This window comes from Pseudomonas sp. PAMC 26793, assembly GCF_000313235.1.
GTDB lineage: Bacteria > Pseudomonadota > Gammaproteobacteria > Pseudomonadales > Pseudomonadaceae > Aquipseudomonas > Aquipseudomonas yamanorum.
Genome location: NZ_AMXG01000038.1, coordinates 124095 through 149720, shown reverse-complemented (window position 1 = coordinate 149720; position 25626 = coordinate 124095). Strand labels below are relative to the sequence as shown.

Below are 25626 nucleotides of genomic sequence, written 5' to 3'. Positions count from 1 at the left end.
GCTCCTTGGAGTGATCGGGTTACTATACCGTGGCTTTTCCGATTGTCTGTGTCGGATATCTTTTCTTACATGAGTGTTCTTTATGCCTCCATTGCCCTGGCACGCCATCGACACCGTCCTGCTGGACATGGACGGCACCTTGCTCGACCTGCACTTCGACAACCATTTCTGGATGGAGCACCTGCCCCAGCGCTATGCCGAGTTGCATGGTGTGAGCCGGGCCATGGCCGAGAGGGAGTTGCAACCATTGTTCGAGCGTAACGCCGGACAGTTGCAATGGTATTGCCTGGACTTCTGGAGCACCGAACTCAAGATCCCGGTGCGCGAACTCAAGCTGGAAACCGCGCACCTGATCGCCCTGCGCCCGGATGCCGATACGTTCCTGGCGGCAATCAAACAGGCAGGCAAGCGAGTGATCCTGATCACCAACGCCCATCGGGATTCGCTGTCGCTGAAGCTGGAACGCATCGAGTTGGCGCCTTATTTCGAACGACTGATCAGTTCCCATGACTATGGTTTTGCCAAGGAAAACCCACAGTTCTGGGACGCCCTGCACGCCGACATCGCCTTCGACCCGGCCCGCAGCCTGTTTATCGACGACACCTTGCCAATCCTGCGCAGCGCCCGGGACTTTGGCGTGGGGCACTTGCTGGCGGTGAAGGAACCGGACAGCCGAAAGGGGCCTAAGGACACGGCGGAGTTTGCAGCGGTTGGGGATTACCGGGAATTGATCGTAGGTTTGTAATAACGCTGAAGGTCCAATGTGGGAGCGGGCTTGCTGGCGAATGCGGTGTGTCAGCCACTGAATATATTGACTGATCCACCGCTTTCGCGAGCAAGCCCGCTCCCACATTGGGTCCGCGTATTACTCAGGAATACGCAGCGTCTGCCCTGGGTAGATTTTGTCCGGATGGGACAGCAGCGGCTTGTTGGCCTCGAAGATTTTGTTGTACTGGTTGGCGTTGCCATACACCGCCAGGGAGATCGCGCTCAGCGTGTCGCCTTTTTTAACCACAACAAAGCGGGCGGCAGCGACAACAGGTGCGCCAGCAGCCATAGTGATTTGGTCATCAACACTGCCAACACCAGCAATATTGCCAGCGGCCAAAATGATTTTTTCTTTCTCTTCCTGGCTGCTGACTTCACCCTTGACGGTGACCTTATCGCCATCAACCGTCGCGGTGATGTTGGGATTACCCAGCCCGACTTCCTGTATGTGCTTCTTCAGCTCATCACTCGCGTTGGCATTACCCGGCGTCAACAGATCAATCAACTTCTCGCCCGCTTCCTTAACAAAGCTAAAAATACTCATGGTGCGCTCTCCTTGGGATTTAATTTCCAGATGCCAAAGACTAGACCAGTCCTACAGAATTGGGTTCCAGCCTGACCAAAGACCCAAACACGCTAGAATCCCACCGCATTGGAATAAGCCCGGAGCGAAGATGGACATCAAACAGCTGAAATTCCTCATCGCCCTCGACGAAACCCGTCACTTTGGCCAAGCCGCGGCGCGCTGCCACATTACCCAGCCGACCCTGTCGATGCGCCTGCGCAGCCTGGAAGAAGAGCTGCAGCTGCCGCTGGTCAATCGCGGCCAGCGCTTCGAAGGCTTTACCGCCCCCGGCGAACGCGTGCTGGCCTGGGCGCGCACGGTGCTGGCAGCCTACGACGGTTTGCAGGCCGAGGCGGCGGCGTGTCGCGGCAATCTGGTGGGTACGTTGCGCCTGGGGGTGGTGCCGTTGTCGAGTTTCGATCCACTGGCATTGATGCAGAAGCTGCACAAGGAACACCCGAGCCTGCGCTTTGAGTTGTCCGCGTTAAGCTCCGAGCAAATCCTTGAACAATTGGCGAGCAACCGCCTGGACCTCGGCGTGTCGTACCTCGAACGCCTGGACGCCGAGCGTTTCGACTCCCTGGCCCTGGGCGAAACCCGCATGGGCCTGCTGTACGACCAACGGTTCTTCAGCTTCGGTGACAAGCCCCTGAGCTGGGAAGCGCTGATAGAACTGCCGTTGGGCATGCTCACCAGCGGCATGCACTTTCGCCAGTCCATTGACCACAACTTCCACAGCCGCGGCCTCAACCCACAGCCGCTGTTGCAGACCGACGCCGTCCACCAATTGTTACAAGCCGTGCACGGCGGCCTATGCTGCGCGGTCATGCCACTGGACGGCGGCCTCGACGCCCTCACCGAGCACCTGCGCCTGCAACCCATTGAAGACGCTCACACTCTCGCCCGCCTGGGGCTGATCATGCGGCGCAGCGCGCCCCGCTCGGCATTGGCGGAAGCCTGTTTTGCGCTGTACCAGAAATCGCTGCTGGAGCCTTGATCGACAGCATCTATCGGTAGATCAGTACTGACGATTAGACGCGACCCTTTGTCGCGCCTAGTCTTACAGCTGAATACTTCCGGTGGTAATGCCCAATGAACGCCCAGCGCCCAGTCTGCGCGGCGCCCGCCCTCGAAACGCCCGCGCCCGCCGCCAGCCAGAGCTACCAGTTTTGTAATCTCGAACACACCGAATCGGCCAGCACCGCGCTCGCCGAGGAAGTGGCGTTGGCGATTGCTTATAACGACATCAGCCAGGCGGTGATGCTGGTGACGCCGACCGACCTCGAAGACTTCATTGTCGGCTTCAGCATCGGTAGCGGCATTATCGAAGATGTTAGCGACATTTATGACCTGAAAATCAGCGGTTCGGGCTCGACCCAATACGCTCAGGTGCAGATTTCCAGCCGCGCGTTCTGGAATATGAAGCAACAGCGGCGGCAACTGGCTGGCACCAGCGGCTGTGGACTGTGTGGCGTAGAAGCCGTGGAGCAAGCGCTGCCCGACCTCAAGGTGCTGCCCGGCGCGCCCCTGCCGCCCGCCGAATGGCTGGACGGCCTGCGCCAGCGCATCAGCGCGTTTCAACCGCTGGGCCAGTACAGCGGCGCAGTGCATGCGGCAGTCTTCATGAACAATCAGGGCGAATTGCTGCTGGGCCGTGAAGACATCGGCCGGCATAACGCCCTAGACAAGCTGATCGGCGCGTTGATTCGCCAAAAGATCCCGACCGACGGCGGCTTGGCGATTGTCACCAGTCGCTGCAGCCTCGAACTGATCCAGAAAGTATTGCGCGCCGGCATCCAGACCTTGGTCAGCCTGTCGTCGCCCACCGGCCTGGCCTTGCAATGGGCCCGCCGACACAACCTCAATCTCATCCACCTGCCGCAGAAAAGTGCGCCGCGGGTCTATAGCCCTGCGATGGAGAATCAAGCGTGAGCACTCATCATCAAGCCGACGACAAACCTACCCCGCGCTACAAACCCTACAAAGGCCCGGCGGGTGGCTGGGGCGCCCTGATCAGCGTGGCGCAAGCCTGGCTGACCAGCGACAACGCGCTGAAAAACATCCGCATGATGCTCAAGACCAACCAGAACGGCGGCTTCGACTGCCCGGGCTGCGCCTGGGGTGATTCGCCGGAAAGCGGCATGGTCAAGTTCTGCGAAAACGGCGCCAAGGCAGTCAACTGGGAAGCCACCAAGCGTCGGGTCGATGCGGCCTTCTTCGCCAAGCACAGCGTCAGCGCGCTGCTGGAGCAGAGCGACTACTGGCTGGAATATCAGGGCCGCCTGACCGAGCCAATGAGCTATGACGCCGAAACCGACCGCTACAAACCCATCAGTTGGGAGTCGGCTTTCGACCTGATCGGCAAGCACCTCAATGCGCTGCCAAACCCGGACATGGCCGAGTTCTATACCTCGGGCCGGGCCAGCAACGAAGCGGCCTACCTGTATCAACTGTTCGTGCGTGCCTACGGCACCAACAACTTCCCGGACTGCTCGAACATGTGCCACGAAGCCAGCGGCGTCGCCCTGGCGCAAAGCGTGGGCGTGGGCAAAGGCACCGTGACCTTCGATGACTTCGAACATGCGGACGCGATCTTCGTCTGGGGCCAGAACCCCGGCACCAACCACCCTCGCATGCTCGAGCCACTGCGCGAGGCGGTAAAACGCGGCGCCCAAGTGGTGTGCATCAACCCGCTGAAAGAGCGTGGTCTGGAACGTTTCCAGCACCCGCAACACCCGCTGGAAATGCTCACCAACGGCGACAAGCCGACCAACACCGCCTACTTCCGCCCGGCGCTGGGTGGCGACATGGCCATTCTACGGGGCATGGCCAAATTCCTGCTGCTGTGGGAACGCCAGGCCCAGGCCGAAGGCAAAGAGGCCGTGTTCGACCACGACTTCCTTAATGAACACACCGCCAACGTGCTGGATTACCTGGGCAAGATCGACGACACCTCATGGGATGAGATCGTCGAGCAGTCCGGCCTGACCCTGGTGGAGATCGAGCAAGCGGCGCGCATGTACGCCAAAGGCAAGAACGTGATCATGTGCTGGGCGATGGGCATCACCCAACATCGCCACTCGGTGCCGACCATCCAGGAAATTGCCAACCTGATGCTGCTGCGCGGCAACATCGGCCGCCCGGGCGCGGGCCTGTGCCCGGTGCGTGGCCACAGCAACGTGCAGGGCGACCGCACCATGGGCATCAACGAACGGCCACCGGTGGCGTTCCTCGACTCCCTGGAGCGTCGTTTCCAGTTCCAGGTACCGCGGGACAATGGCCACAACGTGGTGGAAGCCATTCACGCCATGCTCGAAGGCCGCTCCAAGGTATTTATCGGCCTGGGTGGCAACTTCGCCCAAGCCACGCCGGACAGCCCGCGCACCTTTGAAGCCCTGCGCAATTGCGACCTGACCGTACAGATCAGCACCAAGCTCAACCGCAGCCACCTGATGCACGGCAAGGACGCGTTGATCCTGCCATGCCTGGGCCGTACCGACATCGACATCCAGGCCGAAGGCCCGCAAGCGGTGACCGTGGAAGATTCCTTCAGCATGGTCCATGCCTCCAATGGCCAGCTGCAGCCATTGTCGAAACAGATGAAATCCGAACCTGCGATTCTGGCGGGCATTGCCGCCGCTACATTGGGCAGCAAACCGGTGGACTGGAACTGGCTGGTGGCCGATTACGACCGCATTCGCGACCTGATCGCCGACACCATTCCGGGCTTCAAGGACTTCAACGAACGCCTGAAAAACCCGGGCGGTTTCTACCTGGGCAACTCGGCCGGTGCACGTCGCTGGAACACCCCGTCGGGCCGTGCCAACTTCCGCCCGAACGTCCTGCCCAAGGACCTGGTGCACGAACGCACCCGCAACACCGGGCAATTGCCAGACCTGATCATGCAGTCGATGCGCTCCCACGATCAGTACAACACCACGATTTATGGCCTGGACGACCGCTATCGCGGGGTCAAGGGTCAGCGGGATGTGTTGTTCGTCAACGAAGCCGACATCATCCGCCTGGGCTTCAAGCCAGGGCAGAAGGCTGACATCGTATCGATCTGGGATGACGGCCGTGAGCGTCGGGTGAAGGGCTTTACCTTGTTGGCGTTTGATATTCCGGCGGGCCAGGCTGCGGCTTATTACCCGGAAGTGAATCCGCTGGTGCCGCTGGAAAGCACTGGGGATGGCAGCCATACGCCAACGTCGAAGTTTGTGGCGATCCGCTTGGAAGCAGCGAGTGCAACCGGCTTGATCATGGCGAAGTCGGCCTAAGCGACACCTCGCCACAGACAGCACCCGCGTTTTTTACAGGCACAAAAAAGGCCGCTTTTGCATAAAAGCGGCCGTTCCGAAGTAAATAAAGACTCGCAAAAACAACTTAAGTTCCCTATAAAAAACAGCAACTTAGAGAATTGTATACAACCCATACCACTGGTCGGGTTTCGATTGTCACCGTCTCGATACAACCTCAGGATCGCGCCGTCATCCTCTTGAGGTTCCTCTATGAAGTTCTCCTCGATTCTCTTGTTGTCCCTTGGCCTGGTCAGTGGCGCAGCCATGGCCGGTGGCACCACCGAAGCCGGTGTGGGCGGCGCATTGGGCGGGGTTTTAGGTTCGGTCGTAGGTCAGCAGTTGGGCGGTAACACCGGTTCAGCCATCGGTGCGGCTCTCGGCGGCGCAGGCGGCAGTGCGGTGGGCGCAGACAAGCGCAGCCGCGGCGAAGCTGCCATTGGCGGCGCATTGGGCGCAGCCGGCGGCAACGTTGTAGGCCGCAGTGTCGGCGGCAGCACCGGCAGCCTGATCGGCGCAGCAGCCGGCGGTGGCGCCGGTGGCGCGCTGGGCAACTACATGGGCAACAAGAGCGATGACGATGATCGTCGTTACCGTGGGCGCGATAACCGCCGCTATGACCGCGACGACCATCGCGGACGCGGCCATGCTTATGGGCATCGCAACAAGCATCACAATCGCCACCGCTAAGACTGGAAATACCTTCCGGAAAACGCAGCAAAATAGTGTGGGAGCTGGCTAGCCTGCGATGCAGTCGCCTCGGTGTATCAGCCAAATCGCGGCGATGCTATCGCAGGCAAGCCAGCTCCCACATAAGCGGCGTTATGCCACCAAGCGCTGCAAGGCACCTCGCAGCGCTTCTGGAATCGTCACCGGCTGGTTCGACGCCCGATCCACAAACACATGCACAAACCTCCCCGCAGCACAGGCGTCCTCTTCGCCCGCCTTGAACACCGCCAACTCATACTGCACCGAACTGTTGCCCAGCTTGCCCACCCGCAGGCCGATCTCGATGCGGTCCGGAAAGGCAATCGAGGCGAAGTAGTCGCACGCCGAACTCACCACGAATCCCACCACCTCGCCGTCATGAATATCCAACCCGCCCTGCTCGATCAGGTAGGTATTCACCGCCGTGTCGAAGAAGCTGTAGTAGGTGACATTATTCACGTGGCCATATACATCGTTGTCGTGCCAGCGCGTGATGATTGGCTGGAAGTGGCGATAATCGGCGCGCTGTGGCATTGAGTCGGACATGGAAAGATCTCGGTCAGTGAAGTTACAGGTCGTTCAAATGAGCTTCGGCCCATTCACGCACCTCGGCGTAGGGATATTCCTCAAGTGCGGCGAAACCAGGAATAGTTCGCGCCTTCAGCTTGGTAAACAACGGCACGCTGATCCCGCCCAGGAACCGGGTCAAACGCTCAGCACCCGGCAAGTGGCCGTTGTATTCATGATGCCTGTGGATAAATTCACCGCACAGCGCCTGAAAGTTTTTATCCACAAGCGGCGGCAAGCTCGGTGGCGCTGGCAAGTGGGCGACGTTACCGTGGCACACCGAACAATGCCCGCATTGCCGGGGCGCGTTTTCATCACCGAAGTAATGCGCCAGGCGGTACCCCAGGCACTCCTGCGTAGCGAACAGATCCAGCATGGCGTGAATCCGCGCCACCTCCGTCACCTCATGCTGCTTGAAGCCTGTGTATAACTCCGTACTAAGCGCCTGTGGATCAAAGTCGGTATTCAGCAGCGCGTAGACCTCGGTCATCTGCTTGCTTTCCATCTCGATCAGGCCCTGCTCCTGGAAGTAATCCAGGGCCTTCACCACCCGACTGCGCTCGGCCTGATGCTGTTGATACAGCGCGTCGAAATCCACCGTCGCCCAGGTCTTTGCCCTTTTACAGACCTGGATAATCGCCGCGACAAACTGCTGCCGTTCGCCAGAAAAGCGCGCCAGCAATGCGTCCGGCTCAATCAGATATTTGAAACGGTACTCGGCGTAAAACGCGTAGCGCGGCGCGATTACGCCCTTGAGCTCAAGCTGCACGAGCAAGGTCTTCAGAGGCAGTTCACGGATATTGCTGTGGTCCGACAGTGACCGAAGCAAAAACTCCCATTGCCCATCACCACGGACCGCCTGTATTTCCTCCAGGACGCGGCGAATCCCTTCCTGCTCCGGCGTGTCGCCGTACACAAAGTTTTCCAGGATATTCAGGCTGTCGCGGTTGGCCAACACCAGACAGTCAGATGGCTGCCCGTCACGCCCGGCCCGGCCGATTTCCTGACTGTAGTTCTCGATGGATTTGGGCAGATCGAAGTGCACCACATTGCGGATATCGCTCTTGTCGATGCCCATGCCGAAAGCAATGGTGGCGACGATGCAATTGGACTGGCCGCCCATGAACCGCTTCTGAATGCCCTCGCGTTTATCGTGGGCCAAGCCCGCGTGATAAGCCTCGGCCTGGATGCCGTTGCGATTCAAATGCTCGGCAATGTGTTCGGCGGTTTTCTGCAGGGTGACGTAGACGATGCTCGGCTGATTGGCCCGCTCCTTCATCCATTCCACCAGACGGCGGCGCTTGTCCTGGCCGCTGACCGGCTCCACCAGCAGGTTTAGGTTGGAGCGGTAGAAGCCGGTGGTGATCACATCGTCCGGTGCAATGGCGAACTTGGCCTGCATGTCGGCGATCACCTTGGGCGTCGCGGTGGCAGTCAACAACAGCGCCTGGGGAATGCGGAACTGACGCTGGTAGTCCGGCAGCTTCAGGTAGTCCGGACGAAAATTGTGGCCCCACTCGGAAATACAGTGAGCTTCGTCCACTACCAGCAGCGAGATCGGCACGCTTTGCAGGAAGTTGCGAAAGCGCTCGTTCTTCAAACGCTCCACGGAAACCATCAGGATTTTCAGCTCGCCCGAGCGCGCCCGGGCCATGACGTCATTGGCATCATCGCGGCTCTGGGCCGAATCGATGCTGCCCGCCGAGATACCGTGGCGCTGCAAGAAACCCAACTGATCCTGCATCAACGCCAGCAACGGCGACACCACCAGCGTCAGGTGCGGCAGCAGCACGGCGGAAAGTTGATAACACAGGGACTTGCCGGAACCGGTGGGGAAAATCGCCGCCGCCGAACGACCGGCCAGCACGGCACTGACCACCGCCTCCTGGCCCAAACGAAACTGTGGATAACCAAAGACCTGTTGGAGGGTGTTGTGCATAAGCTGTCACTCCATTGACCGCTGAACGAGCCCAAAACATAGACCAGCGCATTCAGCGAATCGAGAAAGGTCGCAAGGAAAAAAGAGTCTGGATGATACACAGCCTGGGAAGTGGAGTAGGCACCCGTGAGAAACGTTCCGACCTTACGCAGGACGCATCTCGAAACTCATTGCGCTACAATCAAGCTTCGCACCGAGAGGACGCTGTCATGGCCGAACTGACGTTTGAGCAAAAGCAGGATCACTACCACAAGATCCGCCGTTCCAACTACCTGGCCAGCCTGCGCCTGGAAGGATTTGACACCCAGCCCGCCGACGTCGACAAACCCCTGCCGACCCGCGAAGCCGTCCTCGCCAAGTACCGCAACACCCCACGCTGATGCTCGACAAATATGGCGTGGGCCAAGACCCGTACTGCTACCCCGGTAGCAGCGTCCTGCGCAACCGCCTCGATTTGTTCGACGAAGAACGCCTGCACCAGGCCGAGCGGGAACTGTCTGAAATTGCCGTAGGCAGCCTTCCGCTGTATGCCCCGCCCTACGACCTTGAACGCTTGCAACACATCCACCGCACCCTGTTCGGGGACATCTACGAATGGGCCGGGGAACTGCGTACGGTCAACATCCAGAAAGGCGACACGCTGTTCTGCACGCCGGAACGAATTCCACCTGAGGCAGCCAAGATCATCCAGCACATGGCGCAGGCCAACTGGTTTGTCGGCGTGACGCAGGCAGAGTTGGTGACGCAAATTGCCGAGGCCTATGGCGACCTCAACGTGATCCACCCGTTTCGCGAAGGGAATGGCCGGGCGCAGCGGATTCTGTTCGAGCAGATCATCGTGAATGCCGGGTTTTCAGTGAACTGGTGGCTGGTGAAGAACGCAGCGTGGATACCGGCGAACATCGATGCGGTGGCGTGTGATTACCGGGGGTTGGAGGCGATTTTCGAGCGGTGTATCAGCACCCCGCGCTAGCCCCGATCGTTCCCTACGCTCCGCGTGGGAATGCCGCCAGGGACGCTCCGCGTCCCGCCATCCGCGCACGACCCAAGCCATGAACACTGGTGACGCGGAGCGTCACGGGATGCATTCCCACGCGGAGCGTGGGAACGATCAGTGTCCGTTAAAGCTGGTGCTCTCGCCCCACACTCCCGCCAAGGTTCGCTCCGTCGCTGCAAATTCAGCGGCCGGGTTTGGTCACCCGAAAAACAGCAGAGATAAACACGCCAGTTCGTTTGGCGTATTCCTTTGAATTTGTGTTCGGACCATTCCAATGAACAACTCGACAGTTAATCGCTACCGCTTTCTGACAACCAACTTTACCGAGACATATCCGCTTCTCATCGACACCGACGCCGCTGCCGAAGACATCCAGGCAGCTGCCGACCTCCTAGAGACCCTCTCCTGCCTGACCTATGAACAGGCGGACATCAAAGACATTTCCCACATCACCAACGCACTGTATTTGCTGGTCCAGGATGGCTGTGACCTGCTGGAAGCCGCCCAATACGGAATGATGCAACTCACCACCGCCGACGCCGTAAAGCGAACGCCATCTGAGCAGCCACACAGCTAAAAATGTGGGAGCTGGCTTGCCTGCGATAGCGGAGTGTCAGAAAACACCTCTACCACTGACACACTGCCATCGCGGGCAAGCCCGGCTCCCACATTTGACCTGTTTCGTTTGAAGGATCATGGTTCGATCGATAAAGTCAGTCGCCCTGCCCACTCACGCGTAACCACCATGAACCTGGCCCCCAACTTTCCTGAAGACCTTGCCATGCAACAGCTCTTGCAACTGCTGCATGAGGAAATTGGTCTGCCCGAACATAAGACGCTGCGCCTTGAAACGGCCATCAACCTGGACCTGGGTTGCGACGGCACCGAAGCCAATCAATTGCTGGAAGCGCTGGAGCAAGACTTCGCTGTCGACTTGAACGACTACGACGCTTATCGTTATTTCCAACCTCCCGTCTTCGATGTCTTCCTGAAGCACAGAGCCAAAGGCCGCGGCGACAAAATCCCGCTGACCATCGGCATGCTTTACCTGGCTATCAAGGCCCAACGCTGGGACACGCAAACCCTGGAAAGCCTGAGCGAACACACACCTCAAACACGCTAAAGATCTAATGTGGGAGCCGGGCTTGCCCGCGATGAGGCCCGGACAGTCAACACACCTATAAGCCGATACACCGCAGCCCTCAAAAAAATAACAAGGACCTTACATGGACGTACTAATGGGCCTGCTGGCCGCCCTGCTCTGGGGCGGCACGGACTTCCTCGTGGGCCTCAACGCCCGAGCCGTCGGCGTCAAACGCGCGGTGTACTTCGGCCAGGCCCTGGGCTTCCTGATCATGACCCTGCTGCTGGTCATATTCCCGGCCTTCCTGGTCAAATCCCTCGCAGCGCCTTTGAGTGTCTGGCTCCTGGGCGCCGCAGCAGCCCTGCTGACCGTCTCCGGCGCCCTCGCACTGTCCAAGGCCTTCGCTCTGGGCAAAGCGGCCATCGTCGCGCCTCTGGTGACGTCCTACGGCGTGGTGACTTCGTTGCTGTCATGGGCCAGCGGCGAACACATCAGCCTGATCCAACTCGGCTGCATCGCTCTGTGCGTGGTGGGTGTGATCCTCTCCAGCATCCACAAGGACAACGGCGTCCCACACAACAGCTCAAGTCGCTCTATCGCCTACGCGATGCTCGCAGCGTTGCTCTACGGCACCAGCTTTTGGGTACAAGGCCGCTACACCCTGCCGACGCTTGGCCCGGTGACGATGCTTTGGCTGGGTTACCTGGTAGGCCTGTGCGTGCTGGTGTTGATGGTACTTAAGATCAAAGACGGCCTGAAAATCCCACCGCTGAAAAACTGCGCAACGCTGACCGGGGCGAGCGTGATGAACCTGGGTGGATTCTCGGCATTCTCGTGGGGCGCGATGGCGGGGTCGGTTTCCGTGGTAACGGTGATCAGCACGCTATCCGGTGGGATCGCGGCGATTCTGGGGTTTGTGTTTTTCAAGGAACGGCTGTCAGCGGTGCAAGTAACCGGCGTCGTGCTGGTGTTGGTCGGGGCCGTGGTTTTGCACCTCGTCGACTAATCCATCGCCCACAAAAAAGCCGCCCACAAGGGGCGGCTTTTTCACAACGGCCGAATCTTACAACTTCGGACCCGCAGCCTTGATCGCATCGCTCACTTCAAACTTCTTGAAGTTCTCAACGAACAGACCCGCCAGCGCCTTGGCGGCTTCATCGTAGGCAGCCTTGTCAGCCCAGGTGTTACGTGGGTTCAACAGGCCAGTCTCGACGCCCGGTACAGCCAATGGCACGTCCAGATTGATGGTGTCGAGGTGCTCGGTCTCGGCACCAATCAACGCACCGCTCTGGATCGCTGCAATCACGCCACGGGTGGTCGGGATGTTGAAGCGCTTGCCAACGCCGTAGCCGCCGCCGGTCCAGCCGGTGTTGACCAGGTAAACCTTGGAGCCGAAGCCGCGGATGCGCTTGATCAGCAGTTCTGCGTATTCGCCAGCCGGGCGCGGGAAGAACGGTGCGCCGAAGCAGGTGGAGAAGGTCGACTTGATGCCGGCGCCCGAACCCATTTCGGTCGAGCCCACCAGTGCGGTGTAACCGGACAGGAAGTGGTAGGCCGCTTGTTCTTCGCTGAGGATCGAGACTGGCGGCAGTACGCCGGTCAGGTCGCAGGTCAGGAAGATCACAGCGTTTGGCTCGCCACCGAGGTTTTTCTCGGAGCGCTTGGCAACGTGTTCCAGCGGGTAGGCGGCGCGGCTGTTCTGGGTCAGGCTGACGTCAGCGTAGTCGGCGTGCTTGGCGTCGTCGATGACGACGTTTTCCAGCACGGCGCCGTGCTTGATGGCTTTCCAGATAACCGGCTCGTTCTTCTCGGACAGGTCGATGCACTTGGCATAGCAACCGCCTTCGATGTTGAACACAACACCTTCGCCCCAGCCGTGTTCGTCGTCGCCGATCAGGTAGCGGCTTTCGTCGGCGGACAGGGTGGTTTTACCCGTGCCCGACAGGCCGAAGAACAGGGTTACGTCGCCGGCTTCGCCGATGTTGGCGGCGCAGTGCATCGGCAGTACGTCGGAGGCCGGCAGCAGGAAGTTTTGCACCGAGAACATGGCTTTTTTCATCTCACCGGCGTAACGCATGCCGGCGATCAGCACTTTTTTCTGGGCGAAGTTAAGGATCACGCAACCGTCGGAGTTGGTGCCGTCACGCTCTGGCACGCATTCGAAGTTGGCCACGTTGAGCACTTGCCACTCTTCACGACCGGCCGGGTTGTACTGGGCCGGGTTGATGAACAGGCAACGACCGAACAGGTTCTGCCAGGCAGTCTGGGTGGTCATTTTCACAGCCAGGTAGTGGTCTTCTGCAGCCCCTACGTGAACGTGGGAAACGAAATGCTCTTGCGCGTTGTTGAATGCCTCGACGCGAGCCCACAGGGCATCGAACTTGTCGGCCGGGAACTTGCGGTTGATCGGGCCCCAGGCAATGGCAGCCTGGGTGGAAGGCTCTTCAACGATGAAGCGGTCAACTGGCGAACGGCCGGTACGATGACCGGTTTCTACGACCAGCGCGCCGGTATCGGCAAGCACGCCTTCACCGCGCTGCAGGGCTTCTTTGACCAGATCGTCAACACTCAGATCGGTGTATACGGCGTTATTGGCTTGCGTCATGAGGTTCCCCGTCGGCCAGTGGCCGAGTGCTCCAAACGTTTTGTAGTAGAAAGTTGCGCACTACTACCGCGAAAAAAGTGGGCCGGATTATGCCAGAAAAGCCCAAAAAGAGTAGGGCCCTCCGGTCAGAACGGCGGAAATCCGGCGTTTGTCAGGTGATTTACCTGTGCTTAAACGTTTTAGTGGCGGGTGCCTGAAGGGGTGTCTACGCCCGCCCCGGCGAATAATTGAGCAATATCGGCGGCGTCGAACAGGTAACGCTGGTTGCAGAACTGGCAGTCAATTTCGATGTTGCCACCGTGTTCCACCACCAGGTCCTGCGCATCTTCCAGGCCCAGGCTGACCAAGGCCGTGGCCGAGCGCTCGCGGGAGCAACTGCAGTGGAAGTGCAGGGATTGCACGTCGAACAGGCGCACGGCCTCTTCGTGGTAGAGGCGGTGCAGAATGGTTTCGTTGTCCAGGCCCAGCAGTTCTTCGGCTTTCAAGGTACCGGCCAGGGCGGTGATATGGGCCCAGCTGTCGGCGCGGTCTTCTTCGTCCTTGATGCGGTCGGCCGGCAGTTGTTGCAGCAGCAGGCCACGGGCGCGCTTGCCGTCGGCGTTGAGCCAGAAGCGGGTGCCCACTTGCTGGGACATCACGAAATAGTTGGTGAAGCAGTCGGACAGGGTTTCGCCGTCGAGGTCGACGATGCCCTGGTAACGCTGGCCTTCAGTCGGGTCGACGGTCAGTGCGAGCACGCCGTCAGGCATCAGGTCAGCCAGGGTCGCATCGGCGGCAATCCGGTCCGCGTCGTATCGGGCCAGGCCACGGATTTCGCGCTCGCTGGAGCATTCGATCATCAGCAGCGGGATCGGGCCTTCGGAGCGGGCCTGCAGGATCAGCAAACCATCGAACTTCAGGGTGCCTACCAGCAGCGAGGCGGCGGCCATCAGCTCGCCGAGCAACTGCGCGACCGGCTCCGGATAGGGGTGCTTGGCGAGGACTTCGGCATAGCTGCGCTCCAGGGCGACCAGTTCGCCACGGGCGTCGCTGTCGTCGAAGATGAAGCGTTGGGTGAAGTCGGTATCCGGTAGATCAGTCATAGGTCTGGGTATCTGAATTGATGACAAAAAGATGACAACGTTTATAGAATTACACGCTTTAGCACCATTTTGGTGCGGCCTTCTCTAGGAAAACGAAGCGCTTTAAAGCAAAGAGGAAACAGTTTATGAACAATCCGGGTTTGTTCCAAGCCAGGTGGAACCTCGGGGGATTGGCCCTGTGCAATTTATTCGCTGTGGGGCTGCTGTGTTTTTGGCTCTGGCCAGCGGGCCAGGCGGTCTGTGTGGTTTTCGACGAGTGGCTGTTTCATCTGCTCAACGACCCCTTGGCGAGCAGCCAGGCGTGGTTGCATGTGTGGGCGGTGGCCAGTTTGCGCCCGTTTGATGCCGTGGTGGGGGTGATTCTGCTGGCGCTGTTGATCCGCGGCGATTGGGTGTTCAAGACGATTGAAGTGCGCCAGGCGTTTTTCGGATTCCTGGGCATTCTGCTGTTGTTGTTGTTTATCCGCATGCTGTTTTCCAAGCTCGCAGCGCAGATGGGCTGGCAACACCATAGCCCGTCGATGGTGATCAGCGGGGCGATTCAGATGAGTGACTATTTCCCCGGCCTTGAGAAAACGTGGGAATTGAAGGACCGCTCCAGCCAGAGTTTTCCGGGGGATCATGCTTCGGTGTTGTTGATCTGGGGGATGTTCATGACCGTGTTCGCCAAGCGCCTCGGGCAGGTCTTGGTGATCTGGGGGCTGGCACTGCTGTTCATGATGCCGCGGCTGGTGGCCGGCGCGCATTGGGGGCAGGACGACTATATCGGCGGGGTGTTGCTGGCGCTGTTGGCGTTGGGTTGGGGTTACTACACGCCCTTCGCGGCGAAGGTTTCAGGAGGGCTGTTGCGGCTGACGGGACCAGTGTTTGAGTGGTTTCAGCGGGTGCCGCTGGTTAATCGCTTGAGCGTGATTCGCAGCGTTTGAGTTGAAGTTGCAGGAGCCGGCCTGGCTCCTGCAGTCTGCCGGTTAATCATCATTGCCACTGCCGCGAAACTTGAACAGGTCGCGCCGCTGTTTCTTGCTCGGCTTGCCGTCGGTGGTCATGCCCAGGGAGCCCGCCTTGCGCATGGCCGCCGCGTTTTCGCGCTTGGCGATACTGGCTTCGGTCTCGGTATACAACGCCTGCGCCTCGGGAGCGCCCTTTCGCACAATTGAAAGCGCCTGGACCACGACGGTTCGTTCATCAAAACCGGCGCGAATCTGGAATTCATCGCCAATGCGTGGCTCCTTGCCGGGCTTGCAACGCTCACCGCGCCAGTGCACCTTGCCACTCTCGATGGCCGCTTTGGCCAGGGCGCGGGTCTTGAAGAAGCGCGCCGCCCACAACCACTTGTCCAGCCGGACTTTTTCTTCCTCTTCCTGCTTCTGAGCCACTTGAATTCCTCGCTCTGAAAAATGTCGCAACTTTACCGTTGAACCCCTTCAACGCATAAACCCTTCACCTCACCTAAGATACGCCAGGCAGTATCTGTTTTCGCGAGGTTAACGTGTGACCGACTTTCCTGTTTCACTCACCTCACCCAAACAAGGCTGTGCGGGTTGCCAGCAAAGTGAACCGCTGGGTTTTGAGTTTGATTTTGCGTATCAGCCTATCGTGGACCTGCGGGACCAGTCGATCTTTGCCCATGAAGCCCTGGTGCGGGGCGTCAATGGCGAGGGGGCGCTGTCGGTGCTGGATCAAGTCAACGACAGCAATCGCTACCGTTTCGACCAGCAATGCCGCACCAAGGCGATCGCCACCGCCTCGACACTGGGCATTCAGACGCATCTTTCAATCAACTTCATGCCCAACGCGGTGTACCGGCCGGAACTTTGCATTCGCAGCACCCTGGAGGCAGCTCGCGCACACAATTTTCCGCTGGACCGGCTGATTTTCGAAACACTGGAAAGCGAGCACGTAGATAACTATCGCCATTTGACGAATATTCTGCGTGAATACCGCGAATTCGGCTTCAAGACCGCCATCGACGATTTCGGGGCGGGCTATTCGGGGCTGAATCTGCTGGCCGATTTCCAACCCGACCTGATCAAACTCGACATGGCGCTGATCCGCGATGTTGACCGTGATCGTGTCCGTCAGGTGATCGTCCGGGGGATTGTCACAATCTGTGAGCAGTTGGGCGTTACTGTCATCGCCGAAGGCATCGAAAGTGCTGGCGAACGAGACTTTCTCGCCGACTGTGGAATATTCCTGATGCAAGGCTACTGGTTCGCCAGGCCTGCATTCAAAGCCCTGGCCAAGGTATCCCCCGACGCCTGGGCGAATTAATTGCTGGTTATTCATATTGAAGACATTTGACCATTTGACCGTTGTGGGTCTGCGTGAGTGGGTGGCACTTCCCGATTTGGGAGTGGCTGGCCTGCGCGCCAAGATCGACACCGGCGCCAGTACCTCAAGCCTGCATGCCACCGAGATCGAGCCATTTGAGCGCGACGGTGCAAAGTGGGTGCGCTTTACCGCGCACCTGGGCAGCGTGGTGCAATTGCGTCACCGGCGCTGCGAAGCGCCGCTGGTGGCGATGAAAACCATTAAAAGCTCCAACGGCCAGGCCCAGGTGCGATACGTGATCAGCACCACCCTGGCCCTGGGCGATCGGGTATGGCGGGTGGAATTCACCCTCGCCTGCCGCAAGGCCATGCGTTACCGCCTGCTGCTGGGTTCCAAAGCCCTGATTGACGGCCAACTGGTGGTCAACCCCGGCCTCAAATACGTTCAAGACAAGCCGGTGTTCCCGGTCTCTACTACCTCTGCCACAGGTGTTGCATGAAGATCGCTGTGCTGTCGCGTAACCCGCGTCTGTATTCCACCCGTCGCCTGGTCGAGGCCGGCACCGAACGTGGCCATGAGATGGTGGTGATCGATACGTTGCGCGCCTATATGAACATTGCCAGTCATAAGCCGCAGATCCACTACCGGGGCAAGCCGCTGGAAGGCTTCGATGCGGTGATCCCGCGCATCGGTGCGTCAGTGACGTTCTATGGCTGCGCGGTGTTGCGCCAGTTTGAAATGATGGGGGTGTTCCCTCTGAATGAATCGGTGGCCATCGCCCGTTCGCGGGACAAGCTGCGCTCGCTGCAGCTGCTGTCGCGTCGGGGCATTGGTTTGCCGGTGACCGGCTTTGCGCACTCCCCGGATGACATTCCCGACCTGATCGATATGGTCAATGGCGCGCCTCTGGTGATCAAAGTGCTGGAAGGCACCCAGGGCATCGGCGTGGTGCTGTGCGAGACCGCGACAGCGGCCGAGTCGGTAATCGAGGCGTTCATGGGCCTCAAGCAGAACATCATGGTGCAGGAGTACATCAAGGAGGCCGGCGGTGCAGATATCCGCTGCTTCGTGGTGGGCGACAAGGTGATTGCCGCGATGAAGCGCCAGGCCAAGCCGGGTGAGTTTCGCTCCAACCTGCACCGTGGCGGCAGTGCCAGCCTGATCAAGATCACCCCGGAAGAACGCATGACGGCCCTGCGGGCGGCCAAGGTCATGGGGTTGAGTGTGGCGGGTGTGGATATCTTGCGTTCCAACCACGGGCCGCTGGTGATGGAGGTGAACTCGTCACCGGGCCTGGAAGGGATTGAGACCACCACCGGCAAGGATGTGGCGGGGATCATCATTCAGCATCTGGAGAAGAATGGTGGGCCGAATATGACCAGGACCAAAGGCAAAGGTTGAGGACTCCCAACCTGTAAAGCACCGCAAAACCAGTGTGGGAGCGGGCTTGCTCGCGAAGGCGGTGGATCAGTCAACATTTCTATGGACTGACCCACCGCCTTCGCGAGCAAGCTCGCTCCCACATTTAGACCGCGTCCCTGGGCAACATCAGCCCCAACGGCAAGCGAACCCGTGCTTCCAAACCGCCATCCGGCCGGTTACGCAATTCGACATTGCCGCCATGCATCGAAGCAATCCGCCGCACAATCGCCAGCCCCAGGCCCGTGCCTTTACCACCCCGGGCACGGTCGCCACGGGTGAACGGGTTGAAGATGCCTTCCAGCTCCGCCGGATCGATACCGGCGCCACGGTCCAGGACACTCAGCACCACGTAAGGCGCACTGGTATCCCCGGAGACATACGCTGCCACTTCAACATCGGAACCGGCGTGATGCAGGGCGTTGCCAATCAGGTTGTTCAGCAGGCGTTTCATCGAGACCCGACGCAACGCGAACGGCTGGATCGGCTCTAGGCGCATGCGCACCTGCTCACCGTTCTGGTTGTAGGGCGCCACCACCTCACGCACCAGGTCCGTCAGGTCGACCTCTTCCACCACCTCGTCCCGGCCATCGCGGATGAACGCGAGGAACTGGTCGAGAATCGCGTCCATGTCCTCGATATCGCGGACCATATCGTCGGTCAGGTCGGTGTGGTTGCCCATCAGTTCCAGGGAAAGCCGCAATCGCGTCAACGGCGTACGCAGGTCATGGGACACCCCCGCCAACATCAGCTCGCGCTCGCGCCCCGCCTGTTCGACATCCTCGGCCATCTGGTTGAACGCGCTGTACACCTCGGTCATCTCACTCGGCGTATCGCTGATGGGCAGCCGCACGCTGCGGCCCTGACCGAGCTGGCGTGCAGCAAACACCAGGCGTTTGAGTGGCTGGTTGAGCTGGCGCACAAAAATCCAGGCAGATGCGGTGGAAAGCAAGCCAATCGCCAGGAACCAGCCCAGCACGTTCCAGATCTTCTGCCCCCGCAAGGGATGCGGATACAGCGGCACCTTCAGCCAGTCCTCGCCCAGGCTTGGGGCCCGCACCCAGAGCGCCGGTGATACATGCATGCGTAGCCGCACCTCGGTGTCTTCACCCAGTTCGGCCTGCATCTGGCGTTGGTAGATTTCGCTGTAGGGCCAATGTTGCTCGCCCTCGGGCACACCCGCACCCGCGACCCGGACCAGGGTAGCGGCCTTGGCGATCTTCTCGCGGTTCTCGGGGTCTGCGGCCCAGTAGGCGCGCAAGGTCAGGGCGACACCGTGGCTGTACTGCCGGTCCACCAGCACGTCTTCGTTCATCAACAGATAAACCAGTGTCAGGGCTTTGGAAAACAGTACGACGATGAGCACCAGCCAAAGGGTGCGTGAGAAGAAACTCTGTGGGAACCACAACGGGGTTTTCATAAAAGACAGCTAGACACCTTGCAGGAGCGAGCGAGGCTCGCAGAATTGCAAACGCCGGGCAACCGGCTGACTCTTATCGAGTCATCACCGGCAAGCCCGCTTCTGCAAATCATCGGTCACTTGGTTGCAGTGCCATCCGGCACAAACACGTAACCCACGCCCCACACCGTCTGGATATAACGCGGCTTGGATGGATCGGGCTCGATCATCCGGCGCAGACGGGAGATCTGTACGTCGATGGAGCGCTCCAGGGCGTCCCACTCGCGGCCACGGGCCAGGTTCATCAGCTTGTCGCGGGTCAGCGGCTGGCGAGCGTTCATCACCAATGCCTTGAGCACGGCGAATTCGCCGGTGGTCAGCATGTGCACTTCATCGCCACGCTTGAGCTCACGGGTGGCCAGCGACAGCTCGTAGTCACCGAAGGTCACGCTCTCATCTTCGCTGCCTGGGGCGCCCGGTACCGGGGCAGCCTGGCGACGCAGTACGGCCTTGACCCGCGCCATCAGCTCGTCCGGGTTGAACGGCTTGGCCAGGTAATCGTCGGCGCCCAGTTCCAGGCCCTTGATGCGGCTCAGCTCATCGCCCTTGGCGGTCAGCATGATGATCGGGATCTGATTGTTGGCGCCGCGCAGGCGCTTGCAGGCGGTCAGGCCGTCTTCGCCGGGCAGCATCAGGTCCAGCACCACCAGGTTGAAGACTTCACGTCCCAACAGGCGGTCCATCTGTTCGGTGTTTGGCACCGCGCGTGCGCGATAGCCCTTGGAGTTGAAGAAACGCTCCAGCAGGCTGCTCAGCCCGGGATCGTCATCAACGATGAGAATTTTTTCGCCTTCAGCAGTTTGTGCAGTGCTGCTCATTAGATGCTCCTCTTATCTCGGCGCGCATTATGGCGTAGCTGCCGTTATACGCACCGTGTGCATTGTTAGCAGATTTTTCCTCTACCGCCAGCGAACCCGCGCCCTACAACCTTGGCCGCAATCCCCCCAAGGGCGGAACGCTGGTTATAATGCGGCGCCTTTGTGCAGGGCAACGTCAGTTCGTTGCCGTTTACTGCATGGGGATTTTTTTCACCCGCTTGTAGTGATTTTTTCGATTTCGAGGGTCAATAGGCTGCCTCTTGACCCAGGCAGCGGCGCCAGTCGGGCCGCTCAACCAGCCTCGCAAGCCTTGTTTTCCGGGCCTGCGAGCCTGCTTTCAGAATTTCAGGTGGTTTTATGGACAGCATCAACAGCCGCATCGCCGAGGAACTCGGTGTACGCCCACAACAGGTCGAAGCGGCCGTCGCTCTACTGGATGAAGGCTCCACGGTTCCCTTCATCGCCCGTTACCGTAAAGAAGTCACCGGCAGCCTCGATGATATCCAGTTGCGGCATCTGGAAGAGCGCCTGCGCTACCTGCGAGAACTCGACGAACGGCGTATCAGCATCCTCGCCAGCATCGAAGAGCAAGGCAAGCTGACCCCGCAGCTGGAACGCGACATCAAGCTCGCCGACACCAAGACCCGCCTCGAAGACTTGTACCTGCCGTACAAGCAGAAGCGCCGCACCAAGGGCCAGATCGCCCTGGAAGCCGGCCTCGGCGAGCTGGCCGACGGCCTCTTCAACGACCCGTCCCTGGCCCCGGAAACCGAAGCGGCACGCTTTGTCGATGCCGAAAAAGGCGTCGCCGATGTCAAGGCCGCCCTTGAAGGCGCCAAGTACATCCTCATGGAGCGCTTCGCCGAAGACGCCAACCTGCTGGAAAAACTGCGCAACTACCTGAAACAGGAAGCCACCCTCAGTGCCCGCGTGATCGCCGGCAAGGAAGAGGAAGGCGCCAAGTTCCGCGATTACTTCGAACACGACGAGCCGCTGAAAAGCATGCCGTCCCACCGTGCGCTCGCGATTTTCCGCGGTCGCAACGAAGGCATCCTGAGCTCCGCGCTGAAAGTCGGCGACGAGCTGCCAGGCACCATGCACCCCTGCGAAGGCATGATCGGTCAACAATTCGGCATCCAGAATCAGAATCGTCCTGCGGACAAATGGCTCAGTGAAGTCGTGCGCTGGACCTGGAAGGTCAAGCTCTACACCCACCTGGAAACCGACTTGCTGGGCGAGCTGCGCGACGGCGCCGAGACCGAAGCCATCAGCGTGTTCGCCCACAACCTGCACGACCTGCTGCTGGCCGCGCCTGCCGGCCCACGCGCCACCCTGGGTCTCGACCCGGGCTTGCGCACCGGCTGCAAGGTTGCCGTGGTCGACGCCACCGGCAAGCTGCTCGACCATGCCACGGTTTACCCCCACGTGCCGCACAACAAGTGGGACCAGACCATCGCGATCCTGGCCGCCTTGTGCGCCAAGCACTCGGTGGACCTGATCGCCATCGGTAACGGCACCGCCAGCCGTGAAACCGACAAGCTGGCCGCCGAGCTGATCAAAAAATACCCAGGCATGCAGATGACCAAGGTGATGGTCTCCGAGGCCGGCGCTTCGGTGTACTCCGCGTCTGAACTGGCGTCCAAGGAATTCCCGGACCTCGACGTGTCGATCCGTGGCGCCGTGTCCATCGCTCGCCGCCTGCAGGATCCACTGGCCGAGCTGGTGAAGATCGATCCGAAATCCATCGGCGTCGGCCAGTACCAGCACGACGTATCGCAGCTGAAACTGGCACGCGGCCTGGATGCGGTAGTGGAAGACTGCGTGAACAAGGTCGGCGTGGACGTGAACACCGCCTCGGTAGCGCTGTTGGCCCGGATCTCCGGCCTCAACACCACCCTGGCGCAGAACATCGTGACCCACCGCGACGAAAACGGTGCGTTCAAGACCCGTGCAGCGCTGAAAAAAGTCGCACGCCTTGGCGAAAAAACCTTTGAGCAAGCCGCCGGCTTCCTGCGCGTCATGAACGGCGACAACCCGCTGGACTCCTCGGCCGTCCACCCGGAAGCCTACCCGCTGGTACAACGCATCGCCGCTGAAACCGACCGCGACATCCGCTCGCTGATCGGCGATGCCGCGTTCCTCAAGCGCCTGGACCCGAAAAAGTACACCGACGAAACCTTCGGTGTGCCGACCATCACCGACATCCTGCAAGAACTGGAAAAACCGGGCCGCGACCCGCGCCCCGAGTTCAAGACCGCTGAGTTCCAGGACGGTGTCGAAGACCTCAAGGACCTGCAACTGGGGATGATCCTCGAGGGCGTGGTGACCAACGTGACCAACTTTGGCGCGTTTGTGGATATCGGCGTGCATCAGGACGGTTTGGTGCACATCTCCGCGCTTTCGGAGAAGTTCATCAAGGACCCGCGCGAAGCCGTAAAAGCCGGTGACGTGGTCAAGGTCAAGGTCATGGAAGTCGACATCCCGCGCAAACGCGTCGGCCTGTCGATGCGCATGAGCGACACCCCGGGCGAAAAAATCGACGGTGCCCGCGGCGCACGCCCTGGCTCGGCGCCACGCCAGTCCCAAGGCAGTGCACCGCGCAAGGAAACCGCCGCGCCAGCCCCGGCCAATAACGCCATGGCTTCGCTGTTCGCCAACGCCAAACAACTGAAGAAACGTTAATGGAACTGCCAGCCGGCTTGACCCACAGCGCTTTCAGCGAACTCATTGGCTGCCGCCTGCAACGCCTGGAAACCGGCGTTGCCGAGGTGGCCATGACCCTGGAGCCGCAGTTGCGCAACCGCGCTGGCAAGCTCCATGGCGGGGCGATCTTCAGCCTGGTGGACATTGCCATGGGACTGGCCTGTTCCAGTTCCCATGGTTTCGACCAGCAAAGCGCGACCATCGAATGCAAGATCAACTACATCCGTGCCGTTTCCGACGGCGATGTGCTGTGCACTGCCCGGGTGATTCACCCCGGTCGGCGTACGCTGGTGGTCGAGGCTGACGTGTACCAGGACGAAAAACTGGTCGCAAAAGCACAAGGCACCTTCGCTGTCCTATAGCTCCCTGTCATCGATTTGAGTTAATTTCGGCGCTGCGAAAGTTGCGCCGAACTTTTCCTCGTGCGCGATAGCCAGATTCAGGGACGAAGGCGGCTCTTTCAGAGTGGGTCAATCCGGCTCAAAAACCAGGCGATAACGCCAGTTTCCACTTCACCCTTGTAGACCGTCCTGCCCACCCCCATATTGGGGCGACTGACGCGTGAAGGAATCCAACTTGAGCGAACTTCTCAACCGCCGCCTGGCCCTGCTCGGCAAGCACGAACACCTCTCTTTGCTCGAGCAATGCCTGCACGGCATCGAGCGCGAATGCCTGCGCGTCACCGGTGAAGGCCGACTGGCACAAACGCCGCATCCCGAGGCCCTGGGCGCTGCACTGACCCACGAACAGATCACCACCGACTATTCCGAGTCGCTGCTTGAGTTCATCACGCCGGCGTTGCCCAACCCGGCCGATACCCTGAGCAGCCTCGACAAGATTCACCGTTTTGCCTACAGCAAGCTCGGCAACGAGTACCTGTGGAGTCCATCGATGCCGTGCCCGTTGCCGGCCGAGGAAGATATTCCGATTGCCTACTACGGCACTTCCAACATCGGACAGCTCAAGTACGTGTATCGCAAGGGCCTGGCCCTGCGGTACGGCAAGACCATGCAGTGCATCGCCGGGATCCACTACAACTTCTCCCTTCCGGAAGAGCTGTGGCCGCTGCTCAAGGAAGCCGAAGGTTTTGTAGGTACCGACCGCGACTACCAGTCCACGGCCTATATCGCGCTGATCCGCAACTTCCGTCGCTACAGCTGGCTGCTGATGTACCTGTTCGGCGCCTCACCGGCCCTGGACGCGGGTTTCCTGCGTGGTCGCTCGCACCAGTTGGAAGTGCTGGACGCCGACACCCTGTACCTGCCGTACGCCACCAGCCTGCGCATGAGCGACCTGGGTTACCAGAGCAACGCCCAGGCCGGCCTGACGCCGTGCTACAACGACCTGGCGAGCTACACCGACAGCCTGCGCACAGCTGTGGCAACGCCCTACGCGCCGTACGTCGAAGTCGGTACCCATAAGGACGGTGAGTGGGTGCAGCTCAACACCAACATCCTGCAGATCGAAAACGAGTACTACTCCAACATCCGGCCCAAGCGTGTGACCTACACCGGCGAACGGCCGATCCAGGCGCTGATGGCCCGTGGCATCCAGTACATCGAAGTGCGCTGCCTGGACATCAACCCGTTCCTGCCGATGGGCATCGACTTGCAAGAGTCGCGCTTCCTCGATGCGTTCCTGCTGTATTGCGCGTTGAATGACAGCCCGCTGTTCGCCGACAACGAGTGCGGCAACGCCACCTCCAACTTCCTCAGCGTGGTCAAGGAAGGTCGCCGTCCGGGCCTGCAATTGCAGCGCCGTGGCGAATCGGTGGACATGAAGGAATGGGCCGCCGAGTTGCTGGAGCAGATTGCTCCGCTGGCAGCCTTGCTGGATCAGAGCCAGGGCATCAATGAACACAGCCAGGCGCTGGACGCCCAGTTGGCGAAGGTCAAGGATTCGTCCCTGACCCCGTCGGCCCAGGTGTTGGCGGCGATGAGCGAGCGTAAAGAGAGCTTTGCGCAATTCTCGCTGCATCAGAGCCAAGTGCATGCCGAACACTTCCGCAGCGAGCCGTTGAAGGCTGAGGAACAGGCACGTTTTGAGGAGCTGGCGCGCAATTCGCTGGCGCAGCAAGCGGAGCTTGAGCAGAACGAAGTGGGCGATTTTGACGTGTTTGTCGGGTCGTACCAGGCGAGCATCCTCGCTATCAGCAACTAAAAGCCTGACACAGACCCCTGTGGGAGCGGGCTTGCTCGCGAAAGCGTTGTATCAGTCGATGTATTCGGTGACTGATTCACCGCGTTCGCGAGCAAGCCCGCTCCCACATTTGACCTATGCGCGTTCTAGCCTGATGCTCGATTTTCTCCTCATAAGCTAATTCGAAAAGGTTATTTATTTTCGGAT

25 protein-coding genes are annotated in these 25626 nt (G+C 60.0%); 17 read left to right on the top strand and 8 right to left on the bottom strand.

Annotated elements, in window-relative coordinates:
* Positions 1-82: 82 nt before the first annotated feature.
* Positions 83-745, top strand: a complete 663-nt coding sequence (yrfG, locus tag D109_RS0118170) for a GMP/IMP nucleotidase (RefSeq protein ID WP_017478128.1) — start codon at positions 83-85, stop codon at positions 743-745.
* A gap of 120 nt (positions 746-865) precedes the next feature.
* Here yrfG and lysM read toward each other — a convergent pair whose 3' ends face one another.
* Positions 866-1312 (bottom strand): peptidoglycan-binding protein LysM, encoded by a 447-nt coding sequence (gene lysM / locus D109_RS0118165; RefSeq protein WP_017478127.1) that lies wholly within the window; start codon positions 1310-1312, stop codon positions 866-868.
* Positions 1313-1442: 130 nt separating this feature from the next.
* Between lysM and D109_RS0118160 the strand changes: the two genes are divergently transcribed.
* From D109_RS0118160 to D109_RS0118145, 4 genes are all read left to right on the top strand, one after another.
* Positions 1443-2330, top strand: coding sequence for a LysR family transcriptional regulator (locus tag D109_RS0118160; protein WP_017478126.1), 888 nt, complete (start codon positions 1443-1445; stop codon positions 2328-2330).
* A 95-nt stretch (positions 2331-2425) separates the two neighbouring features.
* Entirely contained in the window at positions 2426-3265 is an 840-nt protein-coding gene (gene fdhD, locus D109_RS0118155) for a formate dehydrogenase accessory sulfurtransferase FdhD (RefSeq protein ID WP_017478125.1), read from the top strand.
* Entirely contained in the window at positions 3262-5610 is a 2349-nt protein-coding gene (locus tag D109_RS0118150) for an FdhF/YdeP family oxidoreductase (RefSeq protein WP_017478124.1), read from the top strand. Before fdhD ends, D109_RS0118150 begins: the two co-directional genes overlap by 4 nt.
* Before the next feature lie 231 nt (positions 5611-5841).
* Complete coding sequence (locus D109_RS0118145) at positions 5842-6318, top strand: glycine zipper domain-containing protein (protein WP_017478123.1); 477 nt, start codon at positions 5842-5844, stop codon at positions 6316-6318.
* Between the two features lie 132 nt (positions 6319-6450).
* On the opposite strand, the gene D109_RS0118140 is transcribed toward D109_RS0118145, so the two are convergent.
* Both D109_RS0118140 and D109_RS0118135 read right to left on the bottom strand, forming a co-directional pair.
* Positions 6451-6882, bottom strand: a complete 432-nt coding sequence (locus D109_RS0118140) for a thioesterase family protein (RefSeq protein WP_017478122.1) — start codon at positions 6880-6882, stop codon at positions 6451-6453.
* 22 nt (positions 6883-6904) lie between these two features.
* The gene (locus D109_RS0118135) at positions 6905-8842 is read right to left on the bottom strand and encodes an ATP-dependent DNA helicase RecQ (protein WP_017478121.1); all 1938 of its coding nucleotides are present in this window, start codon (positions 8840-8842) and stop codon (positions 6905-6907) included.
* A 209-nt stretch (positions 8843-9051) separates the two neighbouring features.
* Between D109_RS0118135 and D109_RS1000000132945 the strand changes: the two genes are divergently transcribed.
* From D109_RS1000000132945 to D109_RS0118110, 5 genes are all read left to right on the top strand, one after another.
* Positions 9052-9222, top strand: a complete 171-nt coding sequence (locus D109_RS1000000132945; protein WP_017478120.1) for a YhfG family protein — start codon at positions 9052-9054, stop codon at positions 9220-9222.
* Positions 9222-9815, top strand: a complete 594-nt coding sequence (locus tag D109_RS0118125) for a putative adenosine monophosphate-protein transferase Fic (RefSeq protein WP_017478119.1) — start codon at positions 9222-9224, stop codon at positions 9813-9815. Before D109_RS1000000132945 ends, D109_RS0118125 begins: the two co-directional genes overlap by 1 nt.
* A gap of 298 nt (positions 9816-10113) precedes the next feature.
* A complete protein-coding gene (locus tag D109_RS0118120; protein WP_017478118.1) occupies positions 10114-10416 on the top strand; it encodes a hypothetical protein in 303 nt (100 codons plus the stop codon).
* 168 nt (positions 10417-10584) lie between these two features.
* Positions 10585-10962: a DUF1493 family protein gene (locus D109_RS0118115; protein WP_017478117.1), complete on the top strand. Its 378-nt coding sequence runs from the start codon at positions 10585-10587 to the stop codon at positions 10960-10962.
* A 115-nt stretch (positions 10963-11077) separates the two neighbouring features.
* The gene (locus tag D109_RS0118110) at positions 11078-11929 is read left to right on the top strand and encodes a DMT family transporter (protein WP_017478116.1); all 852 of its coding nucleotides are present in this window, start codon (positions 11078-11080) and stop codon (positions 11927-11929) included.
* A gap of 57 nt (positions 11930-11986) precedes the next feature.
* Here the strand turns inward: D109_RS0118110 and D109_RS0118105 are convergent, their stop codons facing one another.
* Both D109_RS0118105 and hslO read right to left on the bottom strand, forming a co-directional pair.
* A complete protein-coding gene (locus D109_RS0118105) occupies positions 11987-13528 on the bottom strand; it encodes a phosphoenolpyruvate carboxykinase (protein ID WP_017478115.1) in 1542 nt (513 codons plus the stop codon).
* 179 nt (positions 13529-13707) lie between these two features.
* Entirely contained in the window at positions 13708-14610 is a 903-nt protein-coding gene (gene hslO / locus D109_RS0118100) for an Hsp33 family molecular chaperone HslO (protein ID WP_017478114.1), read from the bottom strand.
* A 125-nt stretch (positions 14611-14735) separates the two neighbouring features.
* Between hslO and D109_RS0118095 the strand changes: the two genes are divergently transcribed.
* A complete protein-coding gene (locus D109_RS0118095) occupies positions 14736-15536 on the top strand; it encodes a phosphatase PAP2 family protein (RefSeq protein WP_017478113.1) in 801 nt (266 codons plus the stop codon).
* Between the two features lie 42 nt (positions 15537-15578).
* On the opposite strand, the gene D109_RS0118090 is transcribed toward D109_RS0118095, so the two are convergent.
* Positions 15579-15986 (bottom strand): RNA-binding S4 domain-containing protein, encoded by a 408-nt coding sequence (locus D109_RS0118090; protein ID WP_017478112.1) that lies wholly within the window; start codon positions 15984-15986, stop codon positions 15579-15581.
* 115 nt (positions 15987-16101) lie between these two features.
* On the opposite strand from D109_RS0118090, the gene D109_RS0118085 reads away from it, so the two are divergent.
* Genes D109_RS0118085 through rimK form a run of 3 tightly spaced genes read left to right on the top strand, consistent with a single transcriptional unit; the run spans position 16102 to position 18282 of the window.
* Entirely contained in the window at positions 16102-16881 is a 780-nt protein-coding gene (locus D109_RS0118085; protein WP_017478111.1) for an EAL domain-containing protein, read from the top strand.
* A gap of 34 nt (positions 16882-16915) precedes the next feature.
* Entirely contained in the window at positions 16916-17380 is a 465-nt protein-coding gene (locus D109_RS0118080; protein WP_017478110.1) for an ATP-dependent zinc protease, read from the top strand.
* The gene (gene rimK, locus D109_RS0118075; RefSeq protein WP_010214091.1) at positions 17377-18282 is read left to right on the top strand and encodes a 30S ribosomal protein S6--L-glutamate ligase; all 906 of its coding nucleotides are present in this window, start codon (positions 17377-17379) and stop codon (positions 18280-18282) included. The genes D109_RS0118080 and rimK overlap by 4 nt, the downstream gene beginning before the upstream one ends.
* Before the next feature lie 124 nt (positions 18283-18406).
* On the opposite strand, the gene D109_RS0118070 is transcribed toward rimK, so the two are convergent.
* Complete coding sequence (locus D109_RS0118070) at positions 18407-19720, bottom strand: ATP-binding protein (protein WP_017478109.1); 1314 nt, start codon at positions 19718-19720, stop codon at positions 18407-18409.
* 116 nt (positions 19721-19836) lie between these two features.
* Positions 19837-20577: a two-component system response regulator OmpR gene (ompR, locus tag D109_RS0118065; protein WP_003213175.1), complete on the bottom strand. Its 741-nt coding sequence runs from the start codon at positions 20575-20577 to the stop codon at positions 19837-19839.
* Between the two features lie 357 nt (positions 20578-20934).
* Here ompR and D109_RS0118060 point away from each other — a divergent pair, with 357 nt between their 5' ends.
* The 3 genes from D109_RS0118060 to gshA all read left to right on the top strand — a co-directional run bounded on the left by D109_RS0118060 (position 20935) and on the right by gshA (position 25440).
* A complete protein-coding gene (locus D109_RS0118060) occupies positions 20935-23259 on the top strand; it encodes a Tex family protein (RefSeq protein WP_017478108.1) in 2325 nt (774 codons plus the stop codon).
* A complete protein-coding gene (locus D109_RS0118055) occupies positions 23259-23642 on the top strand; it encodes a PaaI family thioesterase (protein WP_008435797.1) in 384 nt (127 codons plus the stop codon). The genes D109_RS0118060 and D109_RS0118055 overlap by 1 nt, the downstream gene beginning before the upstream one ends.
* 214 nt (positions 23643-23856) lie before the next feature.
* The gene (gene gshA, locus D109_RS0118050) at positions 23857-25440 is read left to right on the top strand and encodes a glutamate--cysteine ligase (RefSeq protein WP_017478107.1); all 1584 of its coding nucleotides are present in this window, start codon (positions 23857-23859) and stop codon (positions 25438-25440) included.
* Positions 25441-25626: the final 186 nt, after the last annotated feature.

What these genes read in the sequence shown, in the direction of transcription:
- lysM (WP_017478127.1), bottom strand. Translation starts at nt 1,312, where the DNA reads ATGAGTATTTTTAGCTTTGTTAAGGAAGCGGGCGAGAAGTTGATTGAT.
- fdhD (WP_017478125.1), top strand. Translation starts at nt 2,426, where the DNA reads ATGAACGCCCAGCGCCCAGTCTGCGCGGCGCCCGCCCTCGAAACGCCC.
- D109_RS0118095 (WP_017478113.1), top strand. Translation starts at nt 14,736, where the DNA reads ATGAACAATCCGGGTTTGTTCCAAGCCAGGTGGAACCTCGGGGGATTG.
- D109_RS0118125 (WP_017478119.1), top strand. Translation starts at nt 9,222, where the DNA reads ATGCTCGACAAATATGGCGTGGGCCAAGACCCGTACTGCTACCCCGGT.
- D109_RS0118120 (WP_017478118.1), top strand. Translation starts at nt 10,114, where the DNA reads ATGAACAACTCGACAGTTAATCGCTACCGCTTTCTGACAACCAACTTT.
- hslO (WP_017478114.1), bottom strand. Translation starts at nt 14,610, where the DNA reads ATGACTGATCTACCGGATACCGACTTCACCCAACGCTTCATCTTCGAC.
- D109_RS0118070 (WP_017478109.1), bottom strand. Translation starts at nt 19,720, where the DNA reads ATGAAAACCCCGTTGTGGTTCCCACAGAGTTTCTTCTCACGCACCCTT.
- D109_RS0118110 (WP_017478116.1), top strand. Translation starts at nt 11,078, where the DNA reads ATGGGCCTGCTGGCCGCCCTGCTCTGGGGCGGCACGGACTTCCTCGTG.
- D109_RS0118105 (WP_017478115.1), bottom strand. Translation starts at nt 13,528, where the DNA reads ATGACGCAAGCCAATAACGCCGTATACACCGATCTGAGTGTTGACGAT.
- D109_RS0118055 (WP_008435797.1), top strand. Translation starts at nt 23,259, where the DNA reads ATGGAACTGCCAGCCGGCTTGACCCACAGCGCTTTCAGCGAACTCATT.
- D109_RS0118160 (WP_017478126.1), top strand. Translation starts at nt 1,443, where the DNA reads ATGGACATCAAACAGCTGAAATTCCTCATCGCCCTCGACGAAACCCGT.
- D109_RS0118135 (WP_017478121.1), bottom strand. Translation starts at nt 8,842, where the DNA reads ATGCACAACACCCTCCAACAGGTCTTTGGTTATCCACAGTTTCGTTTG.
- yrfG (WP_017478128.1), top strand. Translation starts at nt 83, where the DNA reads ATGCCTCCATTGCCCTGGCACGCCATCGACACCGTCCTGCTGGACATG.
- D109_RS0118145 (WP_017478123.1), top strand. Translation starts at nt 5,842, where the DNA reads ATGAAGTTCTCCTCGATTCTCTTGTTGTCCCTTGGCCTGGTCAGTGGC.
- D109_RS0118140 (WP_017478122.1), bottom strand. Translation starts at nt 6,882, where the DNA reads ATGTCCGACTCAATGCCACAGCGCGCCGATTATCGCCACTTCCAGCCA.
- rimK (WP_010214091.1), top strand. Translation starts at nt 17,377, where the DNA reads ATGAAGATCGCTGTGCTGTCGCGTAACCCGCGTCTGTATTCCACCCGT.
- D109_RS1000000132945 (WP_017478120.1), top strand. Translation starts at nt 9,052, where the DNA reads ATGGCCGAACTGACGTTTGAGCAAAAGCAGGATCACTACCACAAGATC.
- D109_RS0118060 (WP_017478108.1), top strand. Translation starts at nt 20,935, where the DNA reads ATGGACAGCATCAACAGCCGCATCGCCGAGGAACTCGGTGTACGCCCA.
- ompR (WP_003213175.1), bottom strand. Translation starts at nt 20,577, where the DNA reads ATGAGCAGCACTGCACAAACTGCTGAAGGCGAAAAAATTCTCATCGTT.
- D109_RS0118115 (WP_017478117.1), top strand. Translation starts at nt 10,585, where the DNA reads ATGAACCTGGCCCCCAACTTTCCTGAAGACCTTGCCATGCAACAGCTC.